Origin of the sequence: Halorhabdus sp. BNX81 (genome assembly GCF_029229925.1) — an archaeon.
Taxonomy (GTDB): domain Archaea; phylum Halobacteriota; class Halobacteria; order Halobacteriales; family Haloarculaceae; genus Halorhabdus.
Window position 1 is genome coordinate 2,276,278 of the sequence record NZ_CP107254.1, and the last position, 26,182, is coordinate 2,302,459.

The 26,182-nt window shown below is 62.9% G+C and carries 23 protein-coding genes; 15 read left to right on the top strand and 8 right to left on the bottom strand.

Annotated features, from left to right (window positions below):
- The first annotated feature begins 45 nt into the window (after positions 1-45).
- Entirely contained in the window at positions 46-1,149 is a 1,104-nt protein-coding gene (locus tag HBNXHr_RS11455) for a trypsin-like peptidase domain-containing protein (protein WP_275882225.1), read from the top strand.
- Positions 1,150-1,175: 26 nt separating this feature from the next.
- Here HBNXHr_RS11455 and kdgK1 read toward each other — a convergent pair whose 3' ends face one another.
- Together kdgK1 and HBNXHr_RS11465 are read right to left on the bottom strand one after the other, a co-directional pair.
- Positions 1,176-2,141, bottom strand: coding sequence for a bifunctional 2-dehydro-3-deoxygluconokinase/2-dehydro-3-deoxygalactonokinase (kdgK1, locus tag HBNXHr_RS11460; protein ID WP_275882226.1), 966 nt, complete (start codon positions 2,139-2,141; stop codon positions 1,176-1,178).
- Positions 2,142-2,252: 111 nt separating this feature from the next.
- Positions 2,253-2,885: a hypothetical protein gene (locus tag HBNXHr_RS11465; RefSeq protein WP_275882227.1), complete on the bottom strand. Its 633-nt coding sequence runs from the start codon at positions 2,883-2,885 to the stop codon at positions 2,253-2,255.
- A gap of 248 nt (positions 2,886-3,133) precedes the next feature.
- On the opposite strand from HBNXHr_RS11465, the gene HBNXHr_RS11470 reads away from it, so the two are divergent.
- A complete protein-coding gene (locus tag HBNXHr_RS11470) occupies positions 3,134-3,517 on the top strand; it encodes a hypothetical protein (protein WP_275882228.1) in 384 nt (127 codons plus the stop codon).
- A 60-nt stretch (positions 3,518-3,577) separates the two neighbouring features.
- Here HBNXHr_RS11470 and HBNXHr_RS11475 read toward each other — a convergent pair whose 3' ends face one another.
- From HBNXHr_RS11475 to HBNXHr_RS11490, 4 genes are all read right to left on the bottom strand, one after another.
- Positions 3,578-4,456 (bottom strand): hypothetical protein, encoded by an 879-nt coding sequence (locus tag HBNXHr_RS11475; protein WP_275882229.1) that lies wholly within the window; start codon positions 4,454-4,456, stop codon positions 3,578-3,580.
- A gap of 101 nt (positions 4,457-4,557) precedes the next feature.
- Positions 4,558-5,478 carry a dihydrodipicolinate synthase family protein gene (locus HBNXHr_RS11480; protein ID WP_275882230.1) on the bottom strand — a complete coding sequence of 307 codons (921 nt, stop codon included), beginning with the start codon at positions 5,476-5,478 and terminating at the stop codon, positions 4,558-4,560.
- A gap of 247 nt (positions 5,479-5,725) precedes the next feature.
- Positions 5,726-6,793, bottom strand: a complete 1,068-nt coding sequence (locus tag HBNXHr_RS11485) for a phosphotransacetylase family protein (RefSeq protein WP_275737348.1) — start codon at positions 6,791-6,793, stop codon at positions 5,726-5,728.
- 96 nt (positions 6,794-6,889) lie between these two features.
- Positions 6,890-8,983, bottom strand: a complete 2,094-nt coding sequence (locus HBNXHr_RS11490) for an acetate--CoA ligase family protein (protein WP_275737349.1) — start codon at positions 8,981-8,983, stop codon at positions 6,890-6,892.
- A 247-nt stretch (positions 8,984-9,230) separates the two neighbouring features.
- On the opposite strand from HBNXHr_RS11490, the gene HBNXHr_RS11495 reads away from it, so the two are divergent.
- From HBNXHr_RS11495 to HBNXHr_RS11525, 7 genes are all read left to right on the top strand, one after another.
- Positions 9,231-9,776 (top strand): hypothetical protein, encoded by a 546-nt coding sequence (locus tag HBNXHr_RS11495; RefSeq protein ID WP_275882231.1) that lies wholly within the window; start codon positions 9,231-9,233, stop codon positions 9,774-9,776.
- 193 nt (positions 9,777-9,969) lie between these two features.
- Positions 9,970-11,151: a redox-regulated ATPase YchF gene (locus tag HBNXHr_RS11500; RefSeq protein WP_275882232.1), complete on the top strand. Its 1,182-nt coding sequence runs from the start codon at positions 9,970-9,972 to the stop codon at positions 11,149-11,151.
- Positions 11,152-11,163: 12 nt separating this feature from the next.
- Complete coding sequence (locus HBNXHr_RS11505) at positions 11,164-11,562, top strand: hypothetical protein (protein ID WP_275882233.1); 399 nt, start codon at positions 11,164-11,166, stop codon at positions 11,560-11,562.
- Between the two features lie 488 nt (positions 11,563-12,050).
- Positions 12,051-13,130, top strand: a complete 1,080-nt coding sequence (gfo6, locus tag HBNXHr_RS11510) for a D-xylose 1-dehydrogenase Gfo6 (protein ID WP_275882234.1) — start codon at positions 12,051-12,053, stop codon at positions 13,128-13,130.
- Between the two features lie 124 nt (positions 13,131-13,254).
- Positions 13,255-13,539, top strand: a complete 285-nt coding sequence (locus tag HBNXHr_RS11515; protein WP_275882235.1) for a ribbon-helix-helix domain-containing protein — start codon at positions 13,255-13,257, stop codon at positions 13,537-13,539.
- Positions 13,532-13,813: a type II toxin-antitoxin system RelE/ParE family toxin gene (locus tag HBNXHr_RS11520; protein WP_015790008.1), complete on the top strand. Its 282-nt coding sequence runs from the start codon at positions 13,532-13,534 to the stop codon at positions 13,811-13,813. The genes HBNXHr_RS11515 and HBNXHr_RS11520 overlap by 8 nt, the downstream gene beginning before the upstream one ends.
- 103 nt (positions 13,814-13,916) lie before the next feature.
- The gene (locus HBNXHr_RS11525) at positions 13,917-16,244 is read left to right on the top strand and encodes a DEAD/DEAH box helicase (protein WP_275882236.1); all 2,328 of its coding nucleotides are present in this window, start codon (positions 13,917-13,919) and stop codon (positions 16,242-16,244) included.
- A 54-nt stretch (positions 16,245-16,298) separates the two neighbouring features.
- Here the strand turns inward: HBNXHr_RS11525 and HBNXHr_RS11530 are convergent, their stop codons facing one another.
- Together HBNXHr_RS11530 and HBNXHr_RS11535 are read right to left on the bottom strand one after the other, a co-directional pair.
- Positions 16,299-16,484 carry a hypothetical protein gene (locus HBNXHr_RS11530; protein ID WP_275882237.1) on the bottom strand — a complete coding sequence of 62 codons (186 nt, stop codon included), beginning with the start codon at positions 16,482-16,484 and terminating at the stop codon, positions 16,299-16,301.
- A gap of 739 nt (positions 16,485-17,223) precedes the next feature.
- Positions 17,224-17,877 (bottom strand): helix-turn-helix domain-containing protein, encoded by a 654-nt coding sequence (locus tag HBNXHr_RS11535; RefSeq protein WP_275882238.1) that lies wholly within the window; start codon positions 17,875-17,877, stop codon positions 17,224-17,226.
- 246 nt (positions 17,878-18,123) lie between these two features.
- Between HBNXHr_RS11535 and HBNXHr_RS11540 the strand changes: the two genes are divergently transcribed.
- From HBNXHr_RS11540 to HBNXHr_RS11565, 6 genes are all read left to right on the top strand, one after another.
- Positions 18,124-18,315, top strand: coding sequence for a hypothetical protein (locus tag HBNXHr_RS11540; protein WP_015790003.1), 192 nt, complete (start codon positions 18,124-18,126; stop codon positions 18,313-18,315).
- A 125-nt stretch (positions 18,316-18,440) separates the two neighbouring features.
- Positions 18,441-19,580, top strand: a complete 1,140-nt coding sequence (locus tag HBNXHr_RS11545) for a PAS domain-containing sensor histidine kinase (RefSeq protein WP_275882239.1) — start codon at positions 18,441-18,443, stop codon at positions 19,578-19,580.
- A 63-nt stretch (positions 19,581-19,643) separates the two neighbouring features.
- On the top strand, positions 19,644-20,465 hold the full coding sequence (locus tag HBNXHr_RS11550) for an SDR family oxidoreductase (RefSeq protein ID WP_275882240.1): 822 nt from the start codon (positions 19,644-19,646) through the stop codon (positions 20,463-20,465).
- Positions 20,466-20,760: 295 nt separating this feature from the next.
- Positions 20,761-25,047, top strand: coding sequence for a DNA methyltransferase (locus HBNXHr_RS11555; RefSeq protein ID WP_275882241.1), 4,287 nt, complete (start codon positions 20,761-20,763; stop codon positions 25,045-25,047).
- 80 nt (positions 25,048-25,127) lie between these two features.
- Positions 25,128-25,253, top strand: a complete 126-nt coding sequence (locus tag HBNXHr_RS11560; RefSeq protein WP_275882242.1) for a hypothetical protein — start codon at positions 25,128-25,130, stop codon at positions 25,251-25,253.
- 392 nt (positions 25,254-25,645) lie between these two features.
- Positions 25,646-26,074, top strand: coding sequence for an SHOCT domain-containing protein (locus tag HBNXHr_RS11565; RefSeq protein ID WP_275882243.1), 429 nt, complete (start codon positions 25,646-25,648; stop codon positions 26,072-26,074).
- Positions 26,075-26,182: the final 108 nt, after the last annotated feature.

A 26,182-nucleotide genomic window follows, 5' to 3' on the forward strand; every position in this document is an offset into this window, starting at 1 on the left:
GTGACCGAACATTCACAAGCGAGTGAACCGTACACGCGAGCAGAGATGACCACAGAGACATCTACACGGCGGCGATTTCTGGCGCTCGGCGGGACGGCACTCGCGTCCGCGATCGCGGGGTGTTCGACATCGCTGTCGGCACCCGAGTCGTCGCCAGCGGAGTCGCCGTCGCCCTCCGCGGCCGGGGAGTCTCCCGAGACGGACACAGCCGAGAGTGCCTACACCCGGGTGTACCGCGAGACCATCCCATCGGTCACGACCGTTCAGACAGCCGCGGGCCAGGGGACCGGCTTCCAGTACGACGAGGGACACGTCGTCACGAACGCCCACGTCGTCGGGACCGCCACCGAGGCCCAAATACGATTCCACGACGGGACGTGGGCGAGTGGCCCAGTGGTCGGGACGGACCCACACAGCGACCTCGCCGTGATCGAACCCGGGACAGTGCCCGAATCCGCAGCGCCGCTCCCGTTCGGCGACCAGCCGCCGACGATCGGCCGGGAGGTCGTCGTCATCGGCAACCCGTACAACCTCGACGGGTCGGTCACGTCGGGGATCGTCAGCGGTACCGACCGGCTGATCCCGTCGCCGGCGGGCTATCAGATTCCGGACGCGATCCAGACCGACGCGGCGGTGAACCCGGGCAACAGCGGCGGCCCGCTGATGGATCTCGACGGTTCCGTGGTGGGCGTCGTGAATTCGAAGCAGGGCGACAGCATCGCCTTCGGGATCTCGGCGGCATTGACACAGCGCGTCGTGCCCGAACTCATCGAGTCGGGGACGTACGAGCACGCCTACATGGGCGTCTCGCTGGACGTGGTCACGCCGCGGCTCGCAGAGGCGAACGACCTGGCGGAGCCACAGGGCCTGCTGGTCGTCCAGACCGTCCAGGGCGGCCCGGCCGACGGCGTCCTCCGGGCGAGCAGTCTGGAGTACGTCGGTGGACGCCAGGTCCCCGTCGGCGGTGACGTCATCCGCGCCATCGAGGGGACGCCGATGGAGACCTTCGAGGACCTGGCGAGCTATCTGGCGCTGGAAACCCGGCCCGGCGATACCATCGCGGTCACGATCCTACGGGACGGTGACGAGCGAACCGTCGAGGTGACGCTCGATGCCCGGCCGGACCGCTCGACGTCACCCCTCCGGTGAGAAAACGACTGCCACGGGCGGTTCGCTCACCGCGAGATTTCCTCGACGTCACCGTCGAGGATCGATTCGACCATCTCGGGCCGGATCGTCGCGGCGTCGCCGCCGATCGTCCGCTTGAGCGCCGCGGTCGCCGCCGCCTGTTCGAGCGCGACCGGGATGGACTCCTCAGTCAGCCACGCCGCGAGGAACCCGCCGACGAAGGCGTCGCCGGTCCCGATCGCGTCGACCGTCTCGGTCTCGAACACCGGCTGGTGCGCGCTCCGTTCGCCGTCAAAGGCGAGCGCGCCCGCCTCGCCCGTCGTCACGATGACGAGGTCGAGGTCGTAGTCGGCGTGGAGGTCGGCGGCGACGGTCTCGGCGTCGCCGTCGTATTCGAGTACTGCCTCCGCATCGCGATGGGCGACGAACAGCACGTCGACGTCGGGGAGGAGATCGGTGAGCGTCTCCCGGGCCGATTCTGGGTCCCAGAGGTTCGACCGGTAGTTGACGTCGAAAACTGTCGTCGCCCCGGAATCCTTGGCCGTCGACAGGACCTCCTTGGTGGTCTCGACCAGCGTCTCCGAGAGTGCCGGCGTGATCCCGGAGACGTGGACGGCGTCGGCCTCGGTGAACGGGGCCGTGGGAAGTTCGTCGAACGTCGCCGTCGTGATCGACGAGCCGGCCCGGTCGTAGATGACCTGCGAGCCGCGGGGGGCCGCGCCCGCTTCGAGGTAGTAGGTCCCGAGTCGGGCGTCGTCACTCTCGTCCCAGACGACGGCCGGGTCGACGTCGTGGGTCCGGTAGGCGGAGGTTACTTTCTCGCCGACGGGGGTCGCCGGGAGTTTCGAGACCCACGTCGCGTCGAGGCCCAGTCGCTGGGCGGCGACGGCGACGTTGCCCTCCGCGCCGCCGACGTGAACGTCGAGCGTGTCGGTGGTCTCGATCGGCTCTGCGGTCGGCGTCGCCAGTCGCAGGAGTGATTCCCCGAATGCGGTGAGTCGCGGCGGAGTCATGGTGAGAGATGGACGGGACGCGGGCTTAAAACGGATGGATTCGATCGATCATAGAATCGCGGTTCTTGTTTGGACGCGTGATGCGAGAGGGACGGAATCGGTGAGAACGCCTCATTTTGCAGTAGCTTCGTTCCGATGGAACAGGCTCACCAATGCCCCAATAATACAGACACTCCCCAGGGCATATCCGGTGATTTTCACGAGTGCAAATGGATCTGAAACAAGCTGTGTTTCAACGGGCTGAACCAAGATGTACTGGTCGTCCTGTCTAACGACTGTTGCGTTCACATGCTTTGATACCGTTTGCTGGCCGTCGAGTACCGTCCGAATGACTGGGTTTGTCCCCGCTGGTCTGACAGCCACGTCCTTGGCAACAGTCTCCGCTGAGACTCTCGCCGCCCGCAGTTGAAATGTGCTATCAGTTATGGATGCGTGGATGCGGTAATAGTGATCATGGAAATCGTCCGCCAGATATCGGACATCGAGAAGATTGATCACCTCCAGTTCGAGAGTCGATTTTGGGCGTGTGAGCGTCTCGTTTCTCGCATCTCGGACGAGATCAATTTGACTCCCGGTTCCGTACGGTACACTTGGGACCTTGTAGAGACGTTCAACAGTCTCATCATTTGTGAGATCAAGCTCCGTTACTGAATATGAGTGCTGTGTGTCGGGGCCCGGACCATTACCGACAACTGGATGCATAACCAGCAGCACTCCGAGAACCAAGCCAGCGAGTTCTTTCATGGAGGGCATATCCGGACACTGTCTCCCGAATGTCATTAATCCCATCGCATCAATCACGTGAGGAGTGGTGCTCCCGAAATCAGCGGGGTTAGACCACCGGATATCGGTGTATTCTACAGCGGATAAACAAGGCCCATACAGCTAAATACGGCTCAATCGCGTGGATGATCGGTCGTGAGGCCGCAGGGACAGTCAGTCGTGGCATATATACTCCCCGGGCAGGTCAGTCACTGTAGGGAGTACCTACGATGGAACGTCACGACACGAAACTCGAAGACGAGGCGCTGTTGATCGAGTGGGACGACGAGTGGGTCGAGATCGGTCCCCTCGACGCGGTACTCGATCTCTTCGACGGGGAGACCTACGAGATCGAGTACGACGACGCCCAGTCGAAGGTCCCGTGGCTCGAAAGCGACCTTGAGGACAACACGCTGTCCTTCGACGTCGTCGAGACCGTGACGGACATGGACTTCGACGACGAGTTCACCGAGGAGGTCGTCGAAGCGCCACTCGATTCTGAGGGCAACCAGGGCCACCCGCTCCGGACCGAGACCTTCGTCGCGAAGATGATCGAGATCTGGGAGGCCCAGGGCGCGAGCGGCGAAGGCGAGGCACTGGGCTCCGGGACGTAGCTCCAGCACCGCGACACCGAGCCGTCAGTTTTCTACCGAGCAGTATGACGGAGCGTGCGATCAGATCGCGTCGGGTTCGATCGCCGCCGTCGCGTCCAGCTCATCGACACCATCTTCGAGCGTCCACGTCTCGACGTGGGTGACGGTCTCGCCGGGCTCGACAGTCTGAATCGGGGCGAGGGATTCGAGTTCCGTCACGTAGTCGTCGGTGTAGACCTCGGTGTCGCTGCCCAGATCGGGGTAGGTCGCGTCGGGATCGTGGGCGAAATCCTTCCGGAAGGCGTGGCCGTCGTTGAGGTAGGCGAGCCAGCCGTCGCCGGCCGCGGTCCCGATCTTGGTCTCGCCAGCGCCGTCGGGATCCTGCTCGAGGTAGAGATACTCCTCGCCGAAGGAGAGGCGGTCGTCGGCCAGGGTCGCGTAGGGCCACAGCTGGATCGAGCGATCGGGCAACAGCGATTCGGGATCGGCCTGGGGGGTGAAGGGAATGACAGCCGTTCCGTTGCCCTTCATCACCGTCAGTGCCCAGGGGGCGAACTCGACCGGCCACTGGCCGGCGTTGGTGAGTTCGTGGGTCACCTCGACGGACGCGCCCGTCTCGGCCATCCGGACGGTCATGGCCTTGGCGACGTTGTCCTCGCCCGGCGACTTTTCGAGTCGGACCCCATCGTCGAGGAGATCGACCGCGACCGGGTCCAGATCCGGGGTGTAGGTTCGCTCGCGGTCTTCGGGGGCATGCCAGAGGCGATGACCGCCCAGTAGCGGCCACTCGTCGCGGACCTCCTCGAAGAGATGGAACTCGTTGGGGCCGTCGACGAACCCGAACTCGGTGATCCGCGGGCCGATAGTTGTCGGCGCGAGCAACTCGATCGTGCCGTTGTCGACGGCGACGGCGTCGTCCCAGCGGTCGTGCGTAACGCGTTCGACGGTTACCTGACTCATGTGATCTCGACGTGTATGGTCCCACGACGGATCCATAATAGTTCTGATAGAGTCCGGGGACTGAGGTCCCAGGACGCCAGCCGACCGCCGGGCCGCTCGCCCTACAGCAACCCGATCGACGCCAGTTCCTCGACGAACGCCGCGGTCTCGGCATCGTCCATCGTCCGCAGGGGATCCCGAAGCGGCCCGGGGTCGAATCCAACATCGCGTTCGGCCAGCGCCGTCTTGACGCCGGCCATGTACGGCCCGCGATCGAACGCGTTCACGACGTCGCGGACGGTCTCCTGAAGCGCCTGGGCACGGGCCGCGTCGCCGTCGTCGAACGCCTCGTAGAGTTCGACGACCAGTTCCGGGAACGCGTTCGAGACCGAGCTCACGACCCCGGAACACCCGAGTTCGAGACCAGCATACAGGAGTGCGTTGTGTCCGGCGAGTACCGTCAGGTCGGGGTTGTCCGCCAGCACCTGTCCGAGCCACGGGACGTCGCCGCTGGTATCCTTCAATCCAGCCACGCCGTCGATGTCGGCGATGTCAGCCATCGCGTCCGTCGAGAGGTGATTGCCAGTCAGCGGCGGGATGTGATAGACGTACACCGGGCGATCGACCGCGTCGGCGATCCGCCGATAGTGGTCGACGGCCGCCTCGGCCGCAAGCGGGAAATAGAACGGCGTGACGACGACCAGGCCGTCCGCGCCGGCCGCGACCGCGCGTTCGGCGTGCCGGACCGTCTCCCGGGTGCCCGGCGCACCGACGCCGGCGATGACGGGCACCTCGTCGCCGACAGCGTCGACGACCGCTTCGACGACCCGCTCGCGTTCGCCCGCCGAAAGCAGCGGGAATTCGCCGTTGGTGCCCAGCGGGAACACGGCGTGGGCACCGTGTTCGACGACGAACTCGGCGTGGGCCGCCGTCGCGGCCTCGTTTACCGTCTCGTCGTCATGAAACGCCGTGATCGTCGGTGGGATGACACCGTGGAGATCAAGTGGATCCGTGGCTCCCGGCGGTGGTGCGTGCGTCGGCATGTACCCGGATTCCGGAGGTCCGATAATAAGGCCTGGGATGGAACGCAGTCGGTCGGCGACGGGTGAGTAGCGACTGGTCAGTCGAGTTCTCGCCAAAGGGTAAACGGGGGGGAACCCCGCGTGTGACACTACGGAGCCGTCTGGCTCCGGTTGTGCGTATGGTCTACATCACTATAAGCGCACAGGACGTTATCAGGGATGGAAACAAACGGCAAATGGCGCCGGAGATCGACTATAGCGCCCGGTTTCACTCGTCAGTGCCGATGAGGGCGTCGATGTCGGCGTGGTCGTCAAGCAGCGTCCGCATCCGGTCGACGGTAGCCGCACTGCGGGTCGGGCCGGTCTGGAGGAGGTCTTCGGTGCGGTCGATCACCATACGCGTGTCCGACTGGAGCAACAGGAGCGGGACACCTTCCTCTTCGGCCCGACCGATGATGGCGCTTGACGGCCGGAAGCCGCCGCCGAGGATGATCGCTTTGATCCCCGAGGCGTCCAGGGCGGCGGTGACGATCTCCGGGCGGTCACCGCTGGTGATCATTACGGCGTTTTGCATCCGGCGGAACTGGGTGAGCGCACTTTCAGCGGACATCGCGCCCACAGTAAAGCGCTCGACGAACAGATCAGTCCCGGCATCGGAAGTCAGGACCTCCGCGCCGAGTCGCTCGGCCAGGTCGTCGACGGTGAGTCCGGCGAGTTCCTGGACCCGCGGGACGACGCCCAGCACGGGGATGTCGTGGTTCTCGAGGAACGGGACGACGTCCGTGGTCAGCTGGTCGAACGCCGCGTCGGGGACGGCGTTGAACAGGACGCCGGCCAGCGAATCCCCGAGCGTCTCGGCGGCGGCGAGGATGTCGTCGACGTCCTCCGGTTCGTCGTATCTCGACAGCAGGACGACCTTGGCATCGATCATCTCGGCGATATCGGCGTCCGTCAGGTCGACGATGCCGCCAGTGGTGAGTCGGTCGGTTCCCTCGAGGACCATCATGTCCCGTTCACCGGCCATCTTCTCGTAGTTCTCGAGCACACGATCCCGGAGTTCCTCGGGTTGCTCACGACCCTGGATGGCCTCCTGGACGAAGGTCGGCGTGTAGACGATCGGCTCGAGTTCGTGCATCTCCGAATCGAGCCCGAGCAGTTCCCGAGCCAGCATCGGATCCTCGTCACGGGTCTTGCCCGTCGCACTCTGGAGACGGGTCCCCTTGGGTTTCATGTAGCCGACGCTGTGACCAGCCGCGTCCGCGAGTTTCGCGATCGCGAGCGTAACTGCGGTCTTGCCGGTCGCTTCTTCGGTCGAGGTGACCAGGATCGGGTCCATGTCAATGCCTTTCGTAGGGCACCGATTTTAAAGTTCCTCCTAGTCGAGGACCTTGCCACTACTTCGAAAGAAAAGCGATCCCCCGATGGGAGGCGGTTACAGCGCTTCCTGGTCGACGGTCGCCCGGATGTCGACCGCGACGACGCCGTCTGGCGTCGCGACCAGCGGGTTGATATCGAGTTCGAGGATCGCGGGGAAGTCAGTGACGAGTTTCGAGATGCGCTGGATCGTCTCGACGACACCGGCCTCGTCCACCGGTTCTCGACCACGCGCACCGCGAAGCAGCGGCGCGGAGTCGATCTCGTCGATCATCTCCTCGGCCTCGGGTTCGGAAACGGGCGCGACCCGGAAGGTGGCGTCTTCGAGCACTTCCACGAAGATGCCGCCGAGCCCGAACATCACCAGCGGGCCGAACTGCGGGTCGCGGTTGATCCCGACGATGGTTTCGGTCCCCGCGTCGAGGTCGGCCATCTCCTGGACCTGGACGCCGAGGATGGTCGCGTCGGGCTGGTAGTTTCGCGCGCGGGCGATCAGATCATCGTAGGTGCTTGCGACCTCGTCGTCCGGGACGGCGACCTCGACGCCGCCGATGTCGGACTTGTGCAGGATGTCCGGGCTGACGATCTTCATCACGACGTCGCCGTCGATTTCCTTTGCGGCTTCGACGGCTGCGTTCTTATCCGAGACGATGGCCCCGTCCGGTGTCGGGATGCCGTAGGCCTCGAGCAGTTCCATAGCCTCGACGCCGAGCTTGTTGGTGTCCCGTTCCTTCGTACGTTCGAGGATCTCGCGAGCGCGCTCGCGATCGACATCGAACGCTTTGGGCTCGGCGTACTCGTGTTGCTGGATCTCGGCGTACTCACGGAGCGCATCGAGGCTGTTGACGCCACGAGCGGGGTCGAAGTACGACGGGATCCCGGCCTCGCCGAGCATCTCGGCGGGCACTTCGGCCGTCTCGCCGCCCATGAGACTTGCGGCCATCGGGACGCCGTACTCCTCGTGTTTCTCGATCATGACCTCCGCAAGGTTCTCGAAGTCGATCGACTGCGGCGAGGAGACGACGATGACCGAGCCGACGTTCGGGTCGTCGAGGACGATGTCCAGCGCCTGTTCGTAGGTTTCCGCGGAGGCGTCACCGAGGACGTCGACGGGGTTGAAGATGTTGGCCTCCGACGGCATCGCTTCCTCGAGCTGTTCGAGTGACTCGTCGGTGAACGAAGCCATCTCCAGGCCCGAGTCGCCGATCGCGTCGGTCGCCATGACACCGGGGCCGCCGGCGTTGGTGACGATGGCGATGTCGTTGCTCTCGGGCATCGGCTGGTCGCCGAGGATGGTTGCGTAGTCGAACAGTTCCTGGACGCTGTTGGCCCGGATGACGCCGGCCTGTTCGAGGCCCGCCTCGTATGCGCGTTCGCTCCCGGCGATGGCTCCCGTGTGGGAGGCCGCGGCCGAGGCCCCGGCTTCCGTCCGCCCGGACTTGACGGCGACGATCGGTGTGTCTTTGGTGACTTCGCGGGCGGTATCGATGAACTCCCGGCCGTTCTCGATGTCCTCGAGATACCCGAGAATGACGTCGGTATCGGGATCGTCCCCCCAGTAGTCGATGAACGACCCTTCGTCGAGGACAGCTTTGTTGCCAAGCGAGACGATGTCGTTGAACCCGACGTTGTGATCGCCGGCCCAGTCGAGGACCGCCGAGATGAACGCGCCGGACTGGCTCATAAAGGAGATGTTGCCCGGGATGGCCGATTTCTCGGTGAACGTCGCGTTCATCCCGACCGACGTCGAGATGACGCCCAGGCAGTTCGGCCCGACGAGGTTGATGTCGTACTCCTCGGCGATCTCCTTCATCTCGTGCTCGCGCTCGACGCCCTCGCTGCCGGACTCGCCGAAGCCGGCGGTAATCACGGCGGCGTCCCGGATGCCGGCCTCGCCGGCCTGACGAAGCACGTCGTTGACGATTCCCGGCGGGACGACGACGATCGCCAGTTCGACGCCATCGATCTGTGTGAGGTCGTCATAACAGTCGAGGCCGAACACTTCCTCGGAACTCGGGTTGACCGGCACGACGTCACCCTCGTATCCGTCGAGGAGATTCTCCATGATAGCACGCCCGACGGCGCCATCGCTTTCGGTCGCTCCGACGACAGCTACCCGTTCCGGCGCAAATAACGTATCTAACTGGCCCATCGTATCTTCTCAGAGTTGGGTATCGCGGGGGAAATATTTACCTGAATCGTCGCCGTCTGTGAGTGAGTGACGTGGGAATACATCGCCTAGAGGAGGTCCTACGCCCCGGAATTGCGGGTCCCGCCCAGCCAGTATATCATGGTCATTTGTGATCGGGGGTCGACGACTCGGCCCCGACGGCCGTCGTCACGCGGGATCGGCGGTGACAGCTCGCACATTTATGTGACTGACTCCCCAACCGAGTGGTATGTCAAGTCAGTCCGATCGGGCGGGTCTCCCCCAGCTCTTGAGGGAACTCACGAGGTCGCTTTCGGCCCTCCAGCGTGATCTCAAGGCCGAGCGGCGGGGCCGAGGTCGGGGGCTCGACCGGCTGCTTCGGTTCACGGCCGACGTGACCATCCCAGCAGCCATTCTGGTACTTGAGACGAACATCAGAACGCTTCGGCTGTTACAGCGAACGCTCCGGATGGTCGAGGATTCCGAGACGGACGGAGACACAGGGACCACTGCGAGCGAGGACGTCGCGTCCGTCGGCCGGTCGGTCGTCGATCGGCTCGACGAGGCCCTCGAAGACGTCCAGTCAGCCGTCGAGGACTCGAATCTCGACGACCGGACGCGACAACACCTCTCGGAAGCCCGGACGCTCAACCAGCAACTCGAAGACCGCCTCCAGGAGCACTCCGAGAGCGAAGCAAACCCGGAGGCGAGCGTCGACGTCGAGGCCGAACTCCAGTCGATCAAAGACGAACACGACGACACGAACGGTAACGGGTCCGATCCAGAGGGTGAGTGAAGATCCGCTTCTGGGACCATTGAACGCATCGCGTTCGAAGGGCCGTATCGAGACAGTCCCCGGGCGACCCACTCGACAGCGCGGCGAGGCGGACCGATCGGACCGCGAACCGCCCCGCGACGTTCAGTGTCAGTCGCTACCCACCCAACGGGAGACCGAAAGTGGGAAAGTCCCGAGTGGGGTAGCCAGTAGCATGCTCTCGCTCGCACTTGCCGGGAAGCCAAACGCCGGCAAGTCGACGTTCTACACTGCGGCCACGATGGCCGACGTGGACGTCGCCAACTACCCGTTCACGACGATCGACGCCAACCGCGGCGTGAGTCACGCCCGGACACAGTGTCCGTGTCTCGATCTCGACGAGCGGTGTGGTAACGATCGCTGTCACGACGGCAAGCGATACGTCCCCGTGGAACTGCTGGACGTCGCCGGACTGGTCCCGGGAGCCCACGAGGGGCGCGGCCTCGGCAACCAGTTCCTGGACGAACTGACCGACGCCGACGCGATCCTCCACGTCGTCGACGCCTCGGGAGCGACCGACGAGGAGGGCGAACCCGTCGAGATCGGCGAACACGATCCCGTCGAGGATCTGGACTTCATCGAAGAAGAGATGGATCTGTGGCTCGCCAGCATCATCGAGCGCAACTGGGAGACCGTCGAGCGTCGCTCCCGGTCGCCGGATTTCGACATCGACGAGGCGCTCTCGGAGTTTCTGACTGGAGTCGGGGCGACGGAACTCGACGTGGCCCGGACGCTACGCGAGTTGGAGTATCCCGAGGATCCACTCGCCTGGACCGACGAGCATCGTGAATCGCTGGCGAGCGAGATCCGGGCGCGAACCAAGCCGATCATCGTCATCGCGAACAAGGCCGACGTCGCCCCGCCGGAGAACATCCAGGCGCTCAAAGAGCGCAACGAGGCGACGATCCCGGTCACCGCCGACGGCGAGCTCGCGCTCCGGCGGGCCGTCGAGGCGGACATCGTCGAATACGATCCCGGTGATCCGGACTTCGAGATCACCGGCGATATCAGCGACGACCAGGAAGCCGGCCTCGAGCGCGTCCGCGAGGTGCTGGAAGCCCACGGCGGGACGGGCGTCCAGAAGGCGCTGGACACGGCCGTCTACGAAGTGCTTGACCAGCTCACAGCCTATCCCGTTCAAGACGAGACCCACTGGACCGACGGTCAGGGTAACGTCCTGCCCGACGCCCATCTCCTGTCGGACGGCTCGACACCGCGAGATCTGGCCTACGCGGTCCACTCGGACATCGGGGAGGGCTATCTCCACGCCGTCGACGCCCGCGAAAAGCGCCGGATCAGCGACGATACCGAACTCGAAGAGGGCGACGTGATCAAGATCGTCTCGACCGCGAAGTGAGCGGTGATTCCGATGGACGTGACGACAGTCCCGCTGACGGCGGTCCGACCCAGTCAGTGTTATCTCAACGCCGAGAAGGTCGCCGCCGTCGCCGAGCGGGTCGACGGCGAGGTGTTCGATCCGGGGCCGCTGCCCGTCTATAATTTCGATGGCGAGCATTACCTGACCGACGGGCACACCCGGGCGTTCGTCGCGCATCTGACTGGGCGCGAACGTTTGGGCGTCACCTACGACGTGAACCTCGCCGCTGACGCGTCGCTTCCCGTCTACCGCGAGTGCATCGAGTGGTGCAACCGGGACGGAATCGAGACGATCACGGACCTCGCCGGACGGGTCGTCGGTCCCGAGACGTATCAAGCGGAGTGGATCGAGCCCTGTCAGGCGATTGCAGCGCGGATCGAAGCGGAGTGAGCGAGACACGCCCGACCCACATCAAGACGAGCCACAGAAACGCGCCCGAAGCGACCCGCGATCCGATCGCCGAGGACGGCGGTGAATGATTTTTGCGGGACGGCGGTGTACGGAGCCGAATCGATCGGTTCGGTATATGTACGTTTGGCGTCAACTGCTGACCTTGAGACTGTCCACTGGGTTTACATGCCACCGATGCGTGATTCGTACCGGGTCGACGACGTGACCCCGTCATCGACCCGGACGGTCACGCCTCGATCGTCTGTGTGATGCTCACGTCCCACCGTGGCTCGCCCGCCGCGGTGAATCCGAACGAATGTCGTCGTCCGATGCCATCAATTGCCGCCCGCCGGGTCCCCCAACCCGGTACGTTCTCACTTCGGGCGTGTGTCTGTACGGAAAGCCGACGCCTCCCGGAAGACTGTCTAACGACGACGGGTCCGTCGTCCAACGACAGCGTATTTGCTCGGCCGGCCTGAACAGGGGATATGGATCTCACGGAGCACGTTTCGGATTTCGCGCGCCGCGACTGGGAGCGTTACGACGGGGAAGAGACCGTCCGATTCGCGCTGATCGGGGCCGGCTGGTTCACCCGCGAGTGGGCGCTGCCCGGCATCGAGCGAGCCGACCACACCGAGGCGACGGTCGTGGTCGACGTCGATCGCGAGCGGGCAGAGGGACTCGCCGCCGAGCACGGCCTGACCGCGCTCACCCCCGAAGCGTTCCACGACGGCGTCGCCGAGTCCGAATACGACGCCGTCTACGTCTGTACGCCGAACGCGACCCATCTGGAGTACGTCGAAACCGCGGCGGCGTTCGGCAAGGACGTGCTCTGTGAGAAACCGATGGAAGCCAGTGTCGACCGGGCCGCCGAACTCGTCGAAGCAACTCGGGAAGCCGGCGTCTCGCTGATGGTCGGCTACCGGATGCACCTCGATCCGGTCGTCCGCCGCTCGAAGGAACTCATCGAATCGGGCGCGATCGGCGACGTTGTGCAAGTCCACTCCAACATGTCCCAGCGGATGGTCGCCGAGTTGGAGGGTGACGCGAGCGACCAGTGGCGACTCGATCCCAACCTCGCGGGCGGCGGCGCGATGATGGACATCGGGATCTACCCGCTGAACACGACGCGATTCCTGCTCGACGCTGATCCGGTGGAAGTCTCAGCGGAAACGGGATCGACCCACGAGGCGTTCGCCGATGTCGAGGAGCGCGTCGCCGTCCGGGCGACGTTCGAGGGTGGCGTCCCTGTCGTCTTCACCGCCAATCACAACGCCTACCACGACAGCTTCCTCCGGGTGACCGGGACGGCGGGCCAGGTCATCATCGATCCCGCCTATTTCGAGCGTGAGCCCCGCGACATGGAGGTCAGGCTCGACGGCGAGCGCCACGCCATCGACGTGACGGACGTCCACCAGCTCGAGGAGGAGTTCGCCTACTTCGCCGACTGCGTGCTTTCGGGTCGCGAGCCCGAACCCGACGGCGAGCACGGACTGGTGGACATGCGGGCGATCGAAGCGGTCTACGAATCGGCCGAGACGGGCGAGACGGTACGCGTCGAGACATAGCAGTTCGGACAAGAGTGAAAGAGCCGCGTATGCTGATGTGACTGGTCGGCCCAGTCTCCGTCGATGGCGACAGGAACGTCCCGACTGACGTAACGCTTATCCATACACAAATTCAACACAATATATGGCAAAAACGGAGTCCCCACCCGAGAAGACGACGGTAAACATCCGGATGACGGAATCGTTTCTGGCGGATGTCGACACGACGTGGGAAGAACAGGGATTCAACAGCCGGAGCGAATTTATCCGGGCGGTGCTCCGTGACGCGCTCAAGCATCCGGAATTCAACCGTGCAGATCTGAAGGCGATGCTCACGAGCGAGGCAGAGATCCGCGAGGGACGCACCCACAGTAGCGACGAGGTGAAGGCCGAATACGGACTCGACGGGACAGCACGCGACGATGAGTGAGTGGGACTGGGAACTTACCGACACGGCGCGACGTGATTTCGACGGACTCGACGAGCACGCACGGGACCGAATCGTCAGCAAACTCGACGAGATCGTTACTGACCAGTGGCGGGACCCGCCTGAATATCTCGAACCGCTCCACGGCGCACCCAACCAGAAGCTCCGGATCGGTCCGTTCCGTCTCGGCTGTCGTGCCGACCAGGCCGAAGGAGCCCTCTACGTTTTGCGGATCCGAAAGCGCGGTGGCGACGCCTACCGTAGTGACGACGATTGATCTATTGGTCTCTGGAGTGAGCGGCCGTTTCAGCACATCAGGGATGAGAGAAGGCAGAACATCGGAGCACAACCGTTAGGACGACGGAACCACAAGCGAGCGCGTGGACGACCTCCTCGCCTGGCTTCGTGAGCGCCCGTACTACGAGGGACAGATCGTCGACGAGCGACGCTTCCCCGGCCGCGAGGCGACCTACGGCGATCTCGACGTTTCCGATCGCCTCGCCTCGGCGCTCGAAGACGAGGGCGTCGACCGCTTCTACCGCCATCAGGCCGACGCGATCGCGGCCGTCCGCGGCGGCGAGAACGTGGTGCTGGCGACGCCGACCGCCAGCGGGAAGAGCCTCGCCTACACCGTCCCCGCGTTCGAGCGGGCGATGGACCACGTCGGGACGACGCTGTATATCGCGCCGCAGGTCGCACTCATCAACGACCAGGCCGAGACGCTCTCGGAGCTCGCTCATGGACTGGGCTTCGGGTCGCGGGTGACGGTCGATCGCTACACCGGCCGGCTCTCGAAAGGCGAAAAGGAGACCGTCCGCGAGCGCCAGCCGACGGTCCTGTTGACGACGCCGGACATGCTCCACTACGGGATCATGCCGCACGCCCATCGGCTGTGGGACTGGTTCTTCGAGCGCTTAGAGACGATCGTTATCGACGAGGTCCACGCCTACCGCGGCGTCTTCGGCAGTCACGTTTCGCTGGTCTTGCGGCGGTTGAATAGATTGGCCGAGCGGTTCGATGCCGATCCACAGTACGTCTGCTGTTCGGCCACCATCGGCAACCCGGTCGGCCACGCTGCGACGGTGACCAACCAGCCCGAACCCTCGTTTCGGCTGCTCACCGAGGACGACAGCGCGACCGGCCCGCGGCAATGGGTGGTCTGGAACCCGCCCGAGAAACGGGATGGCGGGGGCCACGGACAGCGTCGGTCCCACCACGTCGAGGCCAAGCGACTGTTCGCCGATCTGGTCCAGCGCGGGTTGCAGACGGCCGTGTTCACGGGTTCCCGGCAGGTGGCCGAGCGCTACGCGACCGAGAGCGAGCGGGAACTCCGCGAACGCGGCGAAGGGGAGCTGGCGACCCAGATCGGCGCGTACCAGGCCGCACTGAGGAGCGACCGCCGCCGGGAACTGGAGGCGGGCTTGCACGACGGGTCGATCCGGGGGGTCTGGACGACGAGCGCACTGGAACTCGGGGTTGACGTCGGTGGGCTGGACGCCGTCATTCTGGACGGCTACCCCGGCACGCGCATGGAAACGTTCCAGCGGGCGGGACGGGCGGGCCGGGGCGAGGACCCCGCGCTGGTCGCCTTAGTGACCGGCGAGGACCAACTCGACCAGTACGTCGCCCGCCATCCCGAGGCGCTGTTCGACCGCGAGCCCGAGCAGGCGCTGACCAACCCCGAAAACGACCAGATTCTCCCGGCACACGTCCGCTCGGCCGCCCGCGAGAACTGGCTGTCGGCGGGCGACGATCGCCACTTCGGCGAGACGTTCCCGGATGTCGTGGCCGATCTCGAATCTCGGGGCGACCTGGAGCGCCGGACGACCGACGCCGGAATCCGGTGGCTCTACGACGGCGGCGGCAGTCCAGCCCACGAAACCAGCCTGCGGAGCGCCGACGATCGGGAGATCAAACTGCGCGAACGTGGCTCGAACGACGTGATCGCGTCGCTGCCCTTCGGCGACGCCCTGCGTGACGCCCATCCGGGGGCGATCTACCACCACCAGGGGACGAAATACGAGGTCGTGGATCTGGATCTGGATCACGACGTGGCGACGCTGGACCGGACCTACGCCGATCAATACACGCGTGTCCTCCACGAGAAGACGATCACCGTCGAGGAGGACCTGCGGGAGAAACCGTTCCCCGGGCGGGCGGACGTGCCGGTCCGGTTCGCCGAGGTGACCATGCACAAGCAGATCACCGGCTTCGAGCGTCACGACGCCCGTTCGGGCGAGGCGATCAGCCGGGAATCCCTGGACGTTCCCGAGACGAGCCTGCGGACGCGGGCGCTGTACTACGCGCTCGACCCCGACTTGGAGCATGAGTTGCGGGCAGCGGGCGACTTTCCGGGCGGGATCCACGCCGCCGAGCACGCCATGATCGCGACGATGCCGCTGTCCTTTCTGTGTGATCGTCGGGATATCGGCGGGCTGTCGACGCCCCATCACCCCCACACCGATCGGAGTACGATCTTCATCTACGACGGCTATCCGGGGGGCGTCGGGATCGCGGAAGCCGGCTACGAATCGATCGGTGACCTGGCGGCGACGACACAGGAGCTAGTTGCTGACTGTGACTGCGAGGACGGTTGTCCGGCCTGCGTCCAGTCACCGCACTGCGGGAACGCGAACGATCCGCTTGAGAAGGGACTCGCGATCGAATTGCTTGACGCGTTGGTCGAGGGAGACAACGCCAGCGAGTAGTAATGCGACCGCCGTTTGCAAGCGAGTCGAATTGGCGACAGCGTACGTGTGACGCTATCGTTCGTTGTCGATACTATCGAGGACGAGTGCCAGGATAACGAACGGGAGCAGATACACGAGCAAGAGTGCAAACAGCCCGATCATCCTGACGAACAGCCCGGACCCACCGGACTCCGTTTGCAGGAAAATCGCGGCGACGAACCAAAGCGTCAACAGCTGGACGATCGGAGCGTCGGCCATACAGCCAGGAACTGTCGACAGCGAATATAAAATTTCTGTTCTATTGGCGGTGAAGCGACCGATGACGCTCGGTTGGTTGCTCGCGATCGGTGCAGTGCTGAGGTTTGGATCGCTTCCGGGGTGCTCAAGCGCGCTCTCCAGTAGCCAATCGAGCGCAGCAGCGGGGTCGCTGGTCGACGGACAGGAGGGCCAGGTGAGGCAGGGTTCCAAGTAACTGGCTGCCGTATGGATCCATATGTCGACCGGTAACGCACGAAAAGACGTCGAGTGCCGTTGCACGCGGTGTCAGTACAACAACAACGGAAGCTGTGGCTACCAGGGTCGCATCTTGATCAATCAAAACGGCGAGTGTGAAGTCATGGAGACGGGCTTCGGTGGCGACCGCGGGCCATTTGGGTAGGCCGAAGGGAACGGCACCGTCCAGTCTCCGATGCGGGCCTGTTGTGGCGTCTCCACTCACAGTCCATCGTTTGTGACTGACCGGCCACGTCAGGTCGAGTACTTAAAAACGGCTTTGGCTATCATGCAAAAGTTGTTTTATTGATAGGATAGATGTACAGATGCTGGAGAACAATTCAGGACGGGCATTCGATTGCCCCCACCCGGATGTCCGGCCTGAATTCCATTCCGGACGACGTACCCCCACCATTCCACGGCACCCTCACACAGGGTCTACCGCTGTCATCCGTCGTCGGGATCTCTGTCTCCAGCGTTTCAGCTCTCAGATACCCGACCCGAATCACTCGTTATCGAGTGTCAACAACGTATTCGTGACCAGTGTTGAGATTCCCCGGCGGAGTCGCTCGGTGGCGGCCTGATCCGAGATGTCGAACTCCGCGGCGAGTTCCTTCGTCGAGATAGTTCGTGGGAGCGAATAGTAGCCTGCCTCGACCGCGTGCGTAAGCGTCTCCCGCTGGACTGGTGTCAGCCCGTACCACGGCCCTGCGTCAGGTTTCGTCGGATTGTAAATCTTCTCGACGGACACCGGGATGTCCTCCTCGATGTAGTACTCCTGAAACGTAGAGAGCGCATCGTAAGTGGGAAATCGAAGCTCGATCCGCCATCGATCGGCGGTCCCGGTCGCATCGAGCAAGGCCGCCCCGATATCGGTAAGTCGATCAAACAGCGATCCGTCGGGCGGCTCCCACTCGAGTGCGTACAGCGTCTCCTCGTCGTGTGTATTGACCGGCGTAATATCACGGACGGATTCGTGTTCCCGAACCGAATTCTCGAAGGACCGCCGCGCGCCGTCGGAGATCCGAACGAACGGGGTCGGCTTCCCCCCGAGGGGGACCATCGTTTCGAGTGTGACCTGTGTGGCACCTTCGACGCGGAGGATCTGCCCCAACTCGAATGCCTCCGAGGGGATTGTGAGCTCGACGATGACACTCATGGGATATTCGCGTCTTCACTGGCAATACCGTTAAAGTCTCCCCGGTAGCGACGTGCTCGCCGACGTTCGGGCATGATGCACCATGCTTTTCGGTAGTACTATCCCTCGCGAGGGGCTACCGGGTGGTACAGAGATGACAGTTGGGCTGGCGAGATCCGCCAGTCAGGCGACGATCCATCGTGACGACCGGTTGCGGCGTCGCCGACCCGAATCGGTCGGCGACTTGCTGTCTTCTGTCCACCGATCATGAACCCCGATCTTCCCGACGACGAACTCACGAATTCCGAGGACTTCGAGCGGACGCTCGGGCGGGTACTGCTCTCGGCACTCGCCGGCGACGTCGACCCGCGCGGATCCTGGGTGTACCGAACTGACGGGGCCGGCCCTGATCTAGAGGTCATGGTCGTCGAACTCGAAGGGCAAAGCGGGAGCGACTAGCCGGTCCGATTCCCGGACAGCCGATCGGGCGCGCATGATTTCTGCCAGAGTTGACAGCCAATCTGTCTTTACTGCCATGGTGTGCCACCTGCTGTCTTCTTGCAATCGGGCATCGGATCAAACGTATGGGAAACACGCCAGTGGGCCATGAACGGGCCGAGCCGAGCGATGACGTGGCACCAGTCGCCCAGCGCCTCGTCGAGAGTATCGACTCACATGCCATATTCATGTTAGACAGCGACGGTGCGATCACGGAATGGCCGCCACCGGCGACAGCAATGTACGGCTACGACGCGGAAAGGGTACTCGGCGAAGACGTGAGTAGCCTGTTCACTGACGGTGACGGGTCTGAAGCCGGCGATCCGCCGGACGGCTTCCTCGATGACGCGACCGAAGGGACCGTCGAGGTCGAGCACTGGCACGAACGCGCCGACGAATCCGTGTTCTGGGGAACGCTGACGCTATCGCCGCTTTCGGGCGACGACGAAGGGTTCGCAGCCATCAGTCACGACGAGACGACGGCAAAGGAGTACGAGCGGATGCTCGAACGCCAGAACGACCGTCTCAAGGAGTTCACGGACATCCTCGCCCACGACCTCCGGAATCCCCTTTCTGTCATCGACGGAAACCTGGCACTCTACGAGGAGACCGGCGACGACGCCCACATCGAGACGATCAAGGAGACGACGGACCGGATGGCCCGCCTCGTCGAAGACTTGCTCCGGGTGGCCCGACAGGGGGATGTCGTCACCGACCCGGAACCGACCGACATCGGCGAAGTGGTCGAGAAGGCCAGACCGGTCGTCGACACCACCGCCGGCGGGACCTTCGTCTATCACGAGGTCCCGACGGTGAGTGGCGACGCGGACAGGCTCTGTCAGCTGTTCGAGAACCTCTTCCGGAACGCCGTGGAACACAGTTCCACGAGCCCTGACTCGCAAGCTCGTCAGAACGCGGTCGAACACGGCTCGGCGAGCCCGGACACCCACACCGGAGGAGGAACACCGGGCAATAGCGGGACGGTGACGATCACCGTCGGACCGCTCGAAACCGGGTTCTACGTCGAGGACGACGGCCCCGGGATTCCGGACGAACAAAAAGAAGACGTCTTCGACCACGGGTTCACGACGAGTGGCGACGGCAGCGGCTACGGACTCTCGGTCGTCCGGACGATTGTCAACGCCCACGGGTGGGACATCCTGGTCACGGACAGCGACACCGGCGGTGCGCGCTTCGAGATCACCGGCATCGACTTTCTGGAGTGACCGGGACGCGACGAGCGTCGACCGTGGTTGTTTAAGGTCCGCCCGTCCGCACCGGGAGACGTAATGACTGTACCCAACGACTACGACGTCGAGGGCGAGGTGTGTGTGATCACCGGCGGGGCAGGCGTGCTGTGTTCGGAAATGGCGATCGCGCTCGGTGAACAGGGCGCGACGGTCGTCGTACTCGACATCGATAGCGAGGGACTCGCCGAGGTCGCCGCGGCGCTTGAGGATGTCGACGCCGAGTACATGACACTGGAGGCGTCGGTGCTCGACCGGGCGGAACTGGACGCGGCGGCGGAGACGGTCGTCGACGAATACGGCCGGATCGACGTGCTCATCAACGGCGCTGGCGGCAACAGCCCCGAGGCGACCACGGACGAGGAGACGGACTTCTTCGGGCTCGACGCCGCGGGCGTCGAGAACGTCTTCAATCTCAACTTCCTGGGGACGTTCCTGGCGTCCCAGGCCTTCGGCGAGTACATGGCCGAGCAGGGCGAGGGCCACATCCTCAACGTCTCCTCGATGAACGCCTTCACGCCGCTGACGAAGATCCCCGCCTATTCGGGGGCGAAAGCCGCCGTCTCGAACTTCACGGAGTGGCTGGCCGTCGACATGGCCCAGAATCACTCGCCAGACATCCGGGTCAATGCGATCGCGCCTGGCTTCCTGCTGACCGAGCAAAACCGCTATCTGTTGCTCGACGACGACGGCGATCTGACCGAGCGTGGCCAGCAGATCATCGATCACACGCCCCAGGACCGCTTTGGCGACCCCGAGGACCTGCTCTCGACCGTGCTCTGGCTGATCGCCCCCGGCTCCGAGTTCGTCACCGGGGCCGTCATCCCCATCGACGGCGGCTTTGCGGCGTTTAGTGGGGTTTAAGGAGAGGGATTTGCGACGGGGCGAGATTTTGCAGTAGTGGTGAGATATGGATTTGGATCGATTGAGACCACTCTGAAAGCCCTCCCCAGTTCCGGTCCCGCGACTCGTTGCGGTCCTCACTACGTTGCGGTCCTTACGTCGTCGAGGTTCCCGGAACTGACTCGCCCTTTCAGTCCACCAGGATTCGGCTGGATAGCCGTCAGAAAGGAGTTCTTTGACCGGCGCTTATCTGAACACCGCCGGACAGGCCTCCGTCATCTATTTGTGGTTGCCAGCGGCCAGTATGACCCATTCAATGAGTCAGGCGACCCTGTCCGACCGGCCGTACGTCAACTCGGCCCTGTTTTCGAGTCACTATCTGGACGAGCGCGTGATCGAGCGCGAGGAGTGGGACTGCGACGAGGAAGCGCGGGAAGCGATGGAGCGCCTCCAGTCGCTCTACGATCTCGAGGGGGGCGTCGTCGACGGGTACGGCGAGGACGCCCTCGTCGACAACTGGATCGACGGGGTGCTCGACGTGCTCGGGTTCGGGACACAGAAGGAGGTTACCCTGCCGGACGGTGACGGCTACGTCGACGAATTGCTGTTTGGCAGTTCGGCCGAGCGTCGCGAGGCCGCGAAGGTGAACCTCGACACGGACGACACGACGGACCTCTTTACGCGCGGGGTCGGACTGGTCGAAGCCAAGCAGTGGGATGCCGACTTCACCGCGGAGTTCAGCGAGCGCCGGCCCTACCGCAACGCCTCCCACCAGATCAAACACTATCTGGAGAAGACGCCAGCGAACATCCAGTGGGGCGTGCTGACGAACGGCCGGAAGTGGCGGCTCTACGGGACCAAGGACTACGAGACCCAAACCTACTTCGAGATCGACCTCCCCGAGATTCTTGAATCAGGTGATCTGGAGGCGTTCAAGTATTTCTACGTCTTCTTCCGGCCGGACGCCTTCCGGAAAACTGCCGGGACGACGTTTCTCGACGAAGTGCGCTCGGAGAGTGAGACTGCCTCCCAGGAACTCGGCGAGGACCTGCAGGACAACGTCTTCACGGCGTTGCGGGTGCTCGGGCGTGGGTTCGTCGAATCGAACGACATGGACATCGATCCCGACGACGAGGCGGCGCTTGCCGAACTCAAAGAGCAGTCGCTCGTGTTGCTCTACCGGTTGATGTTCGTCCTCTACGCCGAGGCGCGCGAGCTAATCCACCCCGAGGAGCCGTCGACCCAGGACGAATACGAGGAGAACTTCAGTCTGGACGCGCTGCGCATGGAGATTCACGACGAGATCGGCGAGGTCGACGAGGGCTTCGAGTCGGCGTTCAGCGAGCACTCGACGACGATGTGGACTCGACTGGAGGACCTGTTCTCGCTGATCGACGAGGGCGAAGAGGACCTCGGGATTCCGGCGTACAACGGCGGGTTGTTCGATCACGACCAGCACGCGTTCCTGACGGACCACGAGGTGAGCAACCGGTATCTCGCGGAGGTGATCTACCGGCTGTCGACGACGGAGAACGACGACGGGCGGTACGTGCTGGCGGACTACGCCGACCTGGACACGCGCCACCTCGGCAGCGTCTACGAGGGCCTGCTGGAGCATCACTTCCGCATCGCGCCGGAGCAGTACGCCGCTGTCTCGGCGGACGGCGGGCAGGTCTGGAAGCCGGCCGGCGAGGTGACAGTCGCCGACGCGGTGGAGACGGTCCCCGAAGGTGGGCTGTACGTCGTCAACGACGAGGGCGAGCGTAAGGCGACGGGGGCGTACTACACGCCCGACTACGTGGTGACGTACATCGTCGAGGAGACGATCGGTCCCCTCGTGGCGGAGATTCACGAGGATCTGCAATCCCAGGGGTTCGAGCGCGGGACCCAGGAGTACATCGGGCCGTTCATCCGGCGGGTGACGGATCTGCAGATCCTCGATCCGGCGATGGGGAGCGGGCACTTTCTGACGCGGGCGACGGAGTACCTCGCCAACGAGGTGATGGTGGAGGTCCGGGAGGTCGAATCGGCGATGGGCGTCGCCATCGACGAACAGCAGATGCGCCGGGACATCGCCAAGGAGTGCATCTACGGCGTGGACATCAACGGCATGGCCGTCGAACTCGCGAAGCTGTCGATGTGGCTGGAGACGCTGGCGACCGACCAGCCCCTGGCCTTTCTCGATCACCACCTCAAGGCCGGGAACTCCCTGGTGGGGTCGGACGTGACGGACGTGCTCAGCGAGGACGACGAGGAGGACGATAGCGGGCAGTTGACGCTGACGCAGGCCTTCGGTCGCGTGCGTCGGGACACCCTGGATCACGTGATGGACCTGATGGCGGACCTGCTGGCGATGGACAACGAGACCTTAGAGGACGTCCACTCGATGGAGGACCTCTACGAGCAGATCCAGGACGACCCACTCTACCGCCGGTTGTTCGAGTTGACGAACGTCCACACCGCCGAGCAGTTCGGGGTGGACGTGCCCGAGGACGCCTACGAGCAGATGGCCGACGCCATCGAGGACGAGGCGGAGTGGGACGAGATTCAAGGGGAAGACTGGTTCGAGGACGCCCAGGCGCTGGCCGACGAGCAGACCTTTTTCCACTGGGAACTCGAGTACCCCGGCGTGTTCTTCGACGAAGACGGGGAAGAGCGTGCGGACGCCGGGTTTGATGCGGTAATTGGGAATCCGCCATACATTAGGATCCATCGTGTTGGACACGATCTTACTGACTATCTATTTGACAGTTATGGCACTTGTTCAAATAAATCAGACCTCTCAATCCCATTCTTGGAAAGAGGATTTAAATTAATCTCACAGAGAGGATTCACCGGCTATATTTCTACTTCACAGTGGGTTTCAACTGATTACGGAGAGAGCGTTCGATCCTTTATGTCCAACGGGAAAGTTGCTAAAGTCCTCGACTTTGGAACGTTACCTGTTTTCAAAGGGATCTCGACCTACCCTGCGATATTCATCTTGTCTGGTTCAGCATCAGAGAACATGGAGTATGCAAAAGTAGAGAATGAATCACAGTTGACTACCGACGCAATTGATCGCTTACAGTTTCGGAAACTATCATATGAGAGATTTGATCGTGAGCCCTGGGTGTTTGATGGTCTTGACCTCCGAGCAACGATTTCAGAGAGATCGAAAACTGCTCCTCTCTCCTCTCTTGGAGAGTTCAAAATTGGCGCATTAACTGGGATGGACGACGTTTTCGTGGTTGATCAGGACACCATTGATGAGCATGATCTTGAAGAGGACTTGATTTTCCCATATGCATATCAAGGAGAAGAAATACAGCGATATGCGACTGTCGAACCTGATGAATTTGTTATTTATCCCTATTCCGAAGGCGACGATGGAGACAGTAAACTTCTCCCAGAACAGGTTTTAGAATCCGAATATCCAAATATCCACTCATACTTTGAGCGTCATAAACAAGATCTTCGAGAAAGGCAGGACTCTAGAAAGTTCTACGCAAAAGGTCCAGATTGGTATCGGTTCTTGCGACAGGGTCGTTTTGACTACATCACCCCGCCTAAGCTACTGATTAAAGGAGTCGCCACACACTCTTGTGTTGGATTTCTTCCTGACGACACTCTTTTCAGCGGGGCAAACTGCCCCGGCCTTATATTAAACTCAGAGAATATATCTCAGGATATACTACTCGGCATATTGAATTCGAATCTTATCTCCGAGTATTTGGTTCAAGTATGTCCTGCAAAGATGCAGAACTATACTCGATTTAATGCGAATAACTTGAACGATATTCCGATTGTTGTCCCAGAACAGGATGTTGCACTAGATATGAGTTCACATCTCTCAGAACAATCTCAGAAAACTCTTAAGGATCTTATCGGCTCCATGGAGACTTCGTTCTATGTTTCGATTGAGAGAGGGTCTGAGGAACTGCGTTCATTGAGAGATCAACTGATTTCGCTTAATCTCTCCCTCCTCGACCACCTCGGCTCCTACTCGGATGGCCCGACCCTCGCGGACGTGGGCCTCACCCAGCCGCCGGAGGGCGCGGCCGACTCGATCCTCACCCAGACCACCGAGGAGCGCCCGAACCTCCGCGTCGGCGAGGCCACGGTCGTCCGGGAGTCGCCCACGGCGGTCGAGATCCGCCTCACAGCGCGGTACAAGCCGGACGATAGCGAGACGCGACCGGCGGGAGCGTCTCGTTCAGATCGAACGGGCGAAGCCCGTGAGATAGCTCATGAGACCGACCAGTGGGGCTACACCGAGACCGAGCCGTTGCCGGCGTTGCGGATTTCGGACCTCACCGCAGCGGAGGCGGACCTGCTCGAGCACTTCGTGCCCGTTGCCGTCGACGAGGCCGGTGGGTTCGCGGACTTCCGCGAGACCGCCACGAAGACCAACTCGCCCGTCGATCGCCTGCGAAAGCTGACGCTGCCCGCCGTCGATGACGTGCAGGCGGGGCTAGAGAGCTACGTCGAGACGAAGGAACGCGCCGACGAACTGGAGGCGAAGCTCGAGCGCACCGACGACCTGATCGATGAAATTGTGTATGAGTTGTACGGGTTGACCGACGAGGAAATCAGGATCGTCGAAGAAGCGGTTGGGGAGTAGCATCAGCAGAGCGGAGTGAGGCTATTGCCGCCGAAAATATGACGTAAGTGCCATTAGAACCCACTACGTCGAATCTTCCAATGTGTGAGACAGCCAGCGAGAAAGGGGATGAGATGGTTCAGGAGACTATCAACCAGGCTGTCGAAGACGTGAAAGCGCTCGACTTTGCGACGTTCGCAGAGGTCACAGAAGCGTTCCGCCGGTAGAACCCAGTCCAAGTGAGAGCCAGGCCAGAGGATGCAAACAGCGTGAAAGCCCCGAGTCGTTCGAGTCGGGAGACTCGCTGCGCGCTTCCCTCACTACGTTCGGTCCAGTGCTTGCTTCGCCTGCCTTCCCCGAACGACTCGCCCCTTTCATTCCCACCCATGTCAGCTGGTTAATCGGCCGACACGGGTGGGAATGAAAGGGGCCGGCCGTCTGCGGGAACCCGGGCGAGACAAGCACCGCAGCAACGCGAGGAGCGCAGCGAGCCCCGGGACCGCAGACGGCCGGGGGCTTTCACGCTGTTCATGGCTGAAATAGCAGTGTCTCCGAACATCACCATATCTCACACCCCAATGAATTAAGCGATCCCCCTCACAACACGGAACCAGTCCAGATGTCGGAACGCCTCCGAGACTTCGTCGCGGACGAACTCTGGCTGGCGATCGGTGCGCTCACGCTGGGAGTCATGATGCTGTTCGACACGGTCGAACTGGAAGCCCTCTCAGAAGTCTCGTTGATCCTCGGCTGGTTCGTGCTGACGCCCCTGTTTCTGTTCTGGGGTGAGGAAGTCGCGGCTGTACTCTTTTCGAGCGACGAGAGTGAATCCACAGATCAAAACGAGGCGGCGATCGAGCGGCTCAAGCGACGGTACGCGGAGGGCGAGATCGACGAGCGGGAGTTCGAACAGCGCCTCGATCGGCTGGTCGCGACTGAGGAAGGAGGTCCGACTGACTACGATGACCTGACGGCGAGCGATCGCTCCAGTGCGTCGACCGGGGCGGATACACGCGACGGTGCCGAGCGAGAGCGCGAGCTGGAGTGAGACGGACGAATCTCCAGGTATCCCACGACGGCAGTCGCTACTGAAGGCTGTTCGCGACGGGAATGGGACAACGCGGATATCAACTCCCTTGTCCTACGTCGCTTGAGA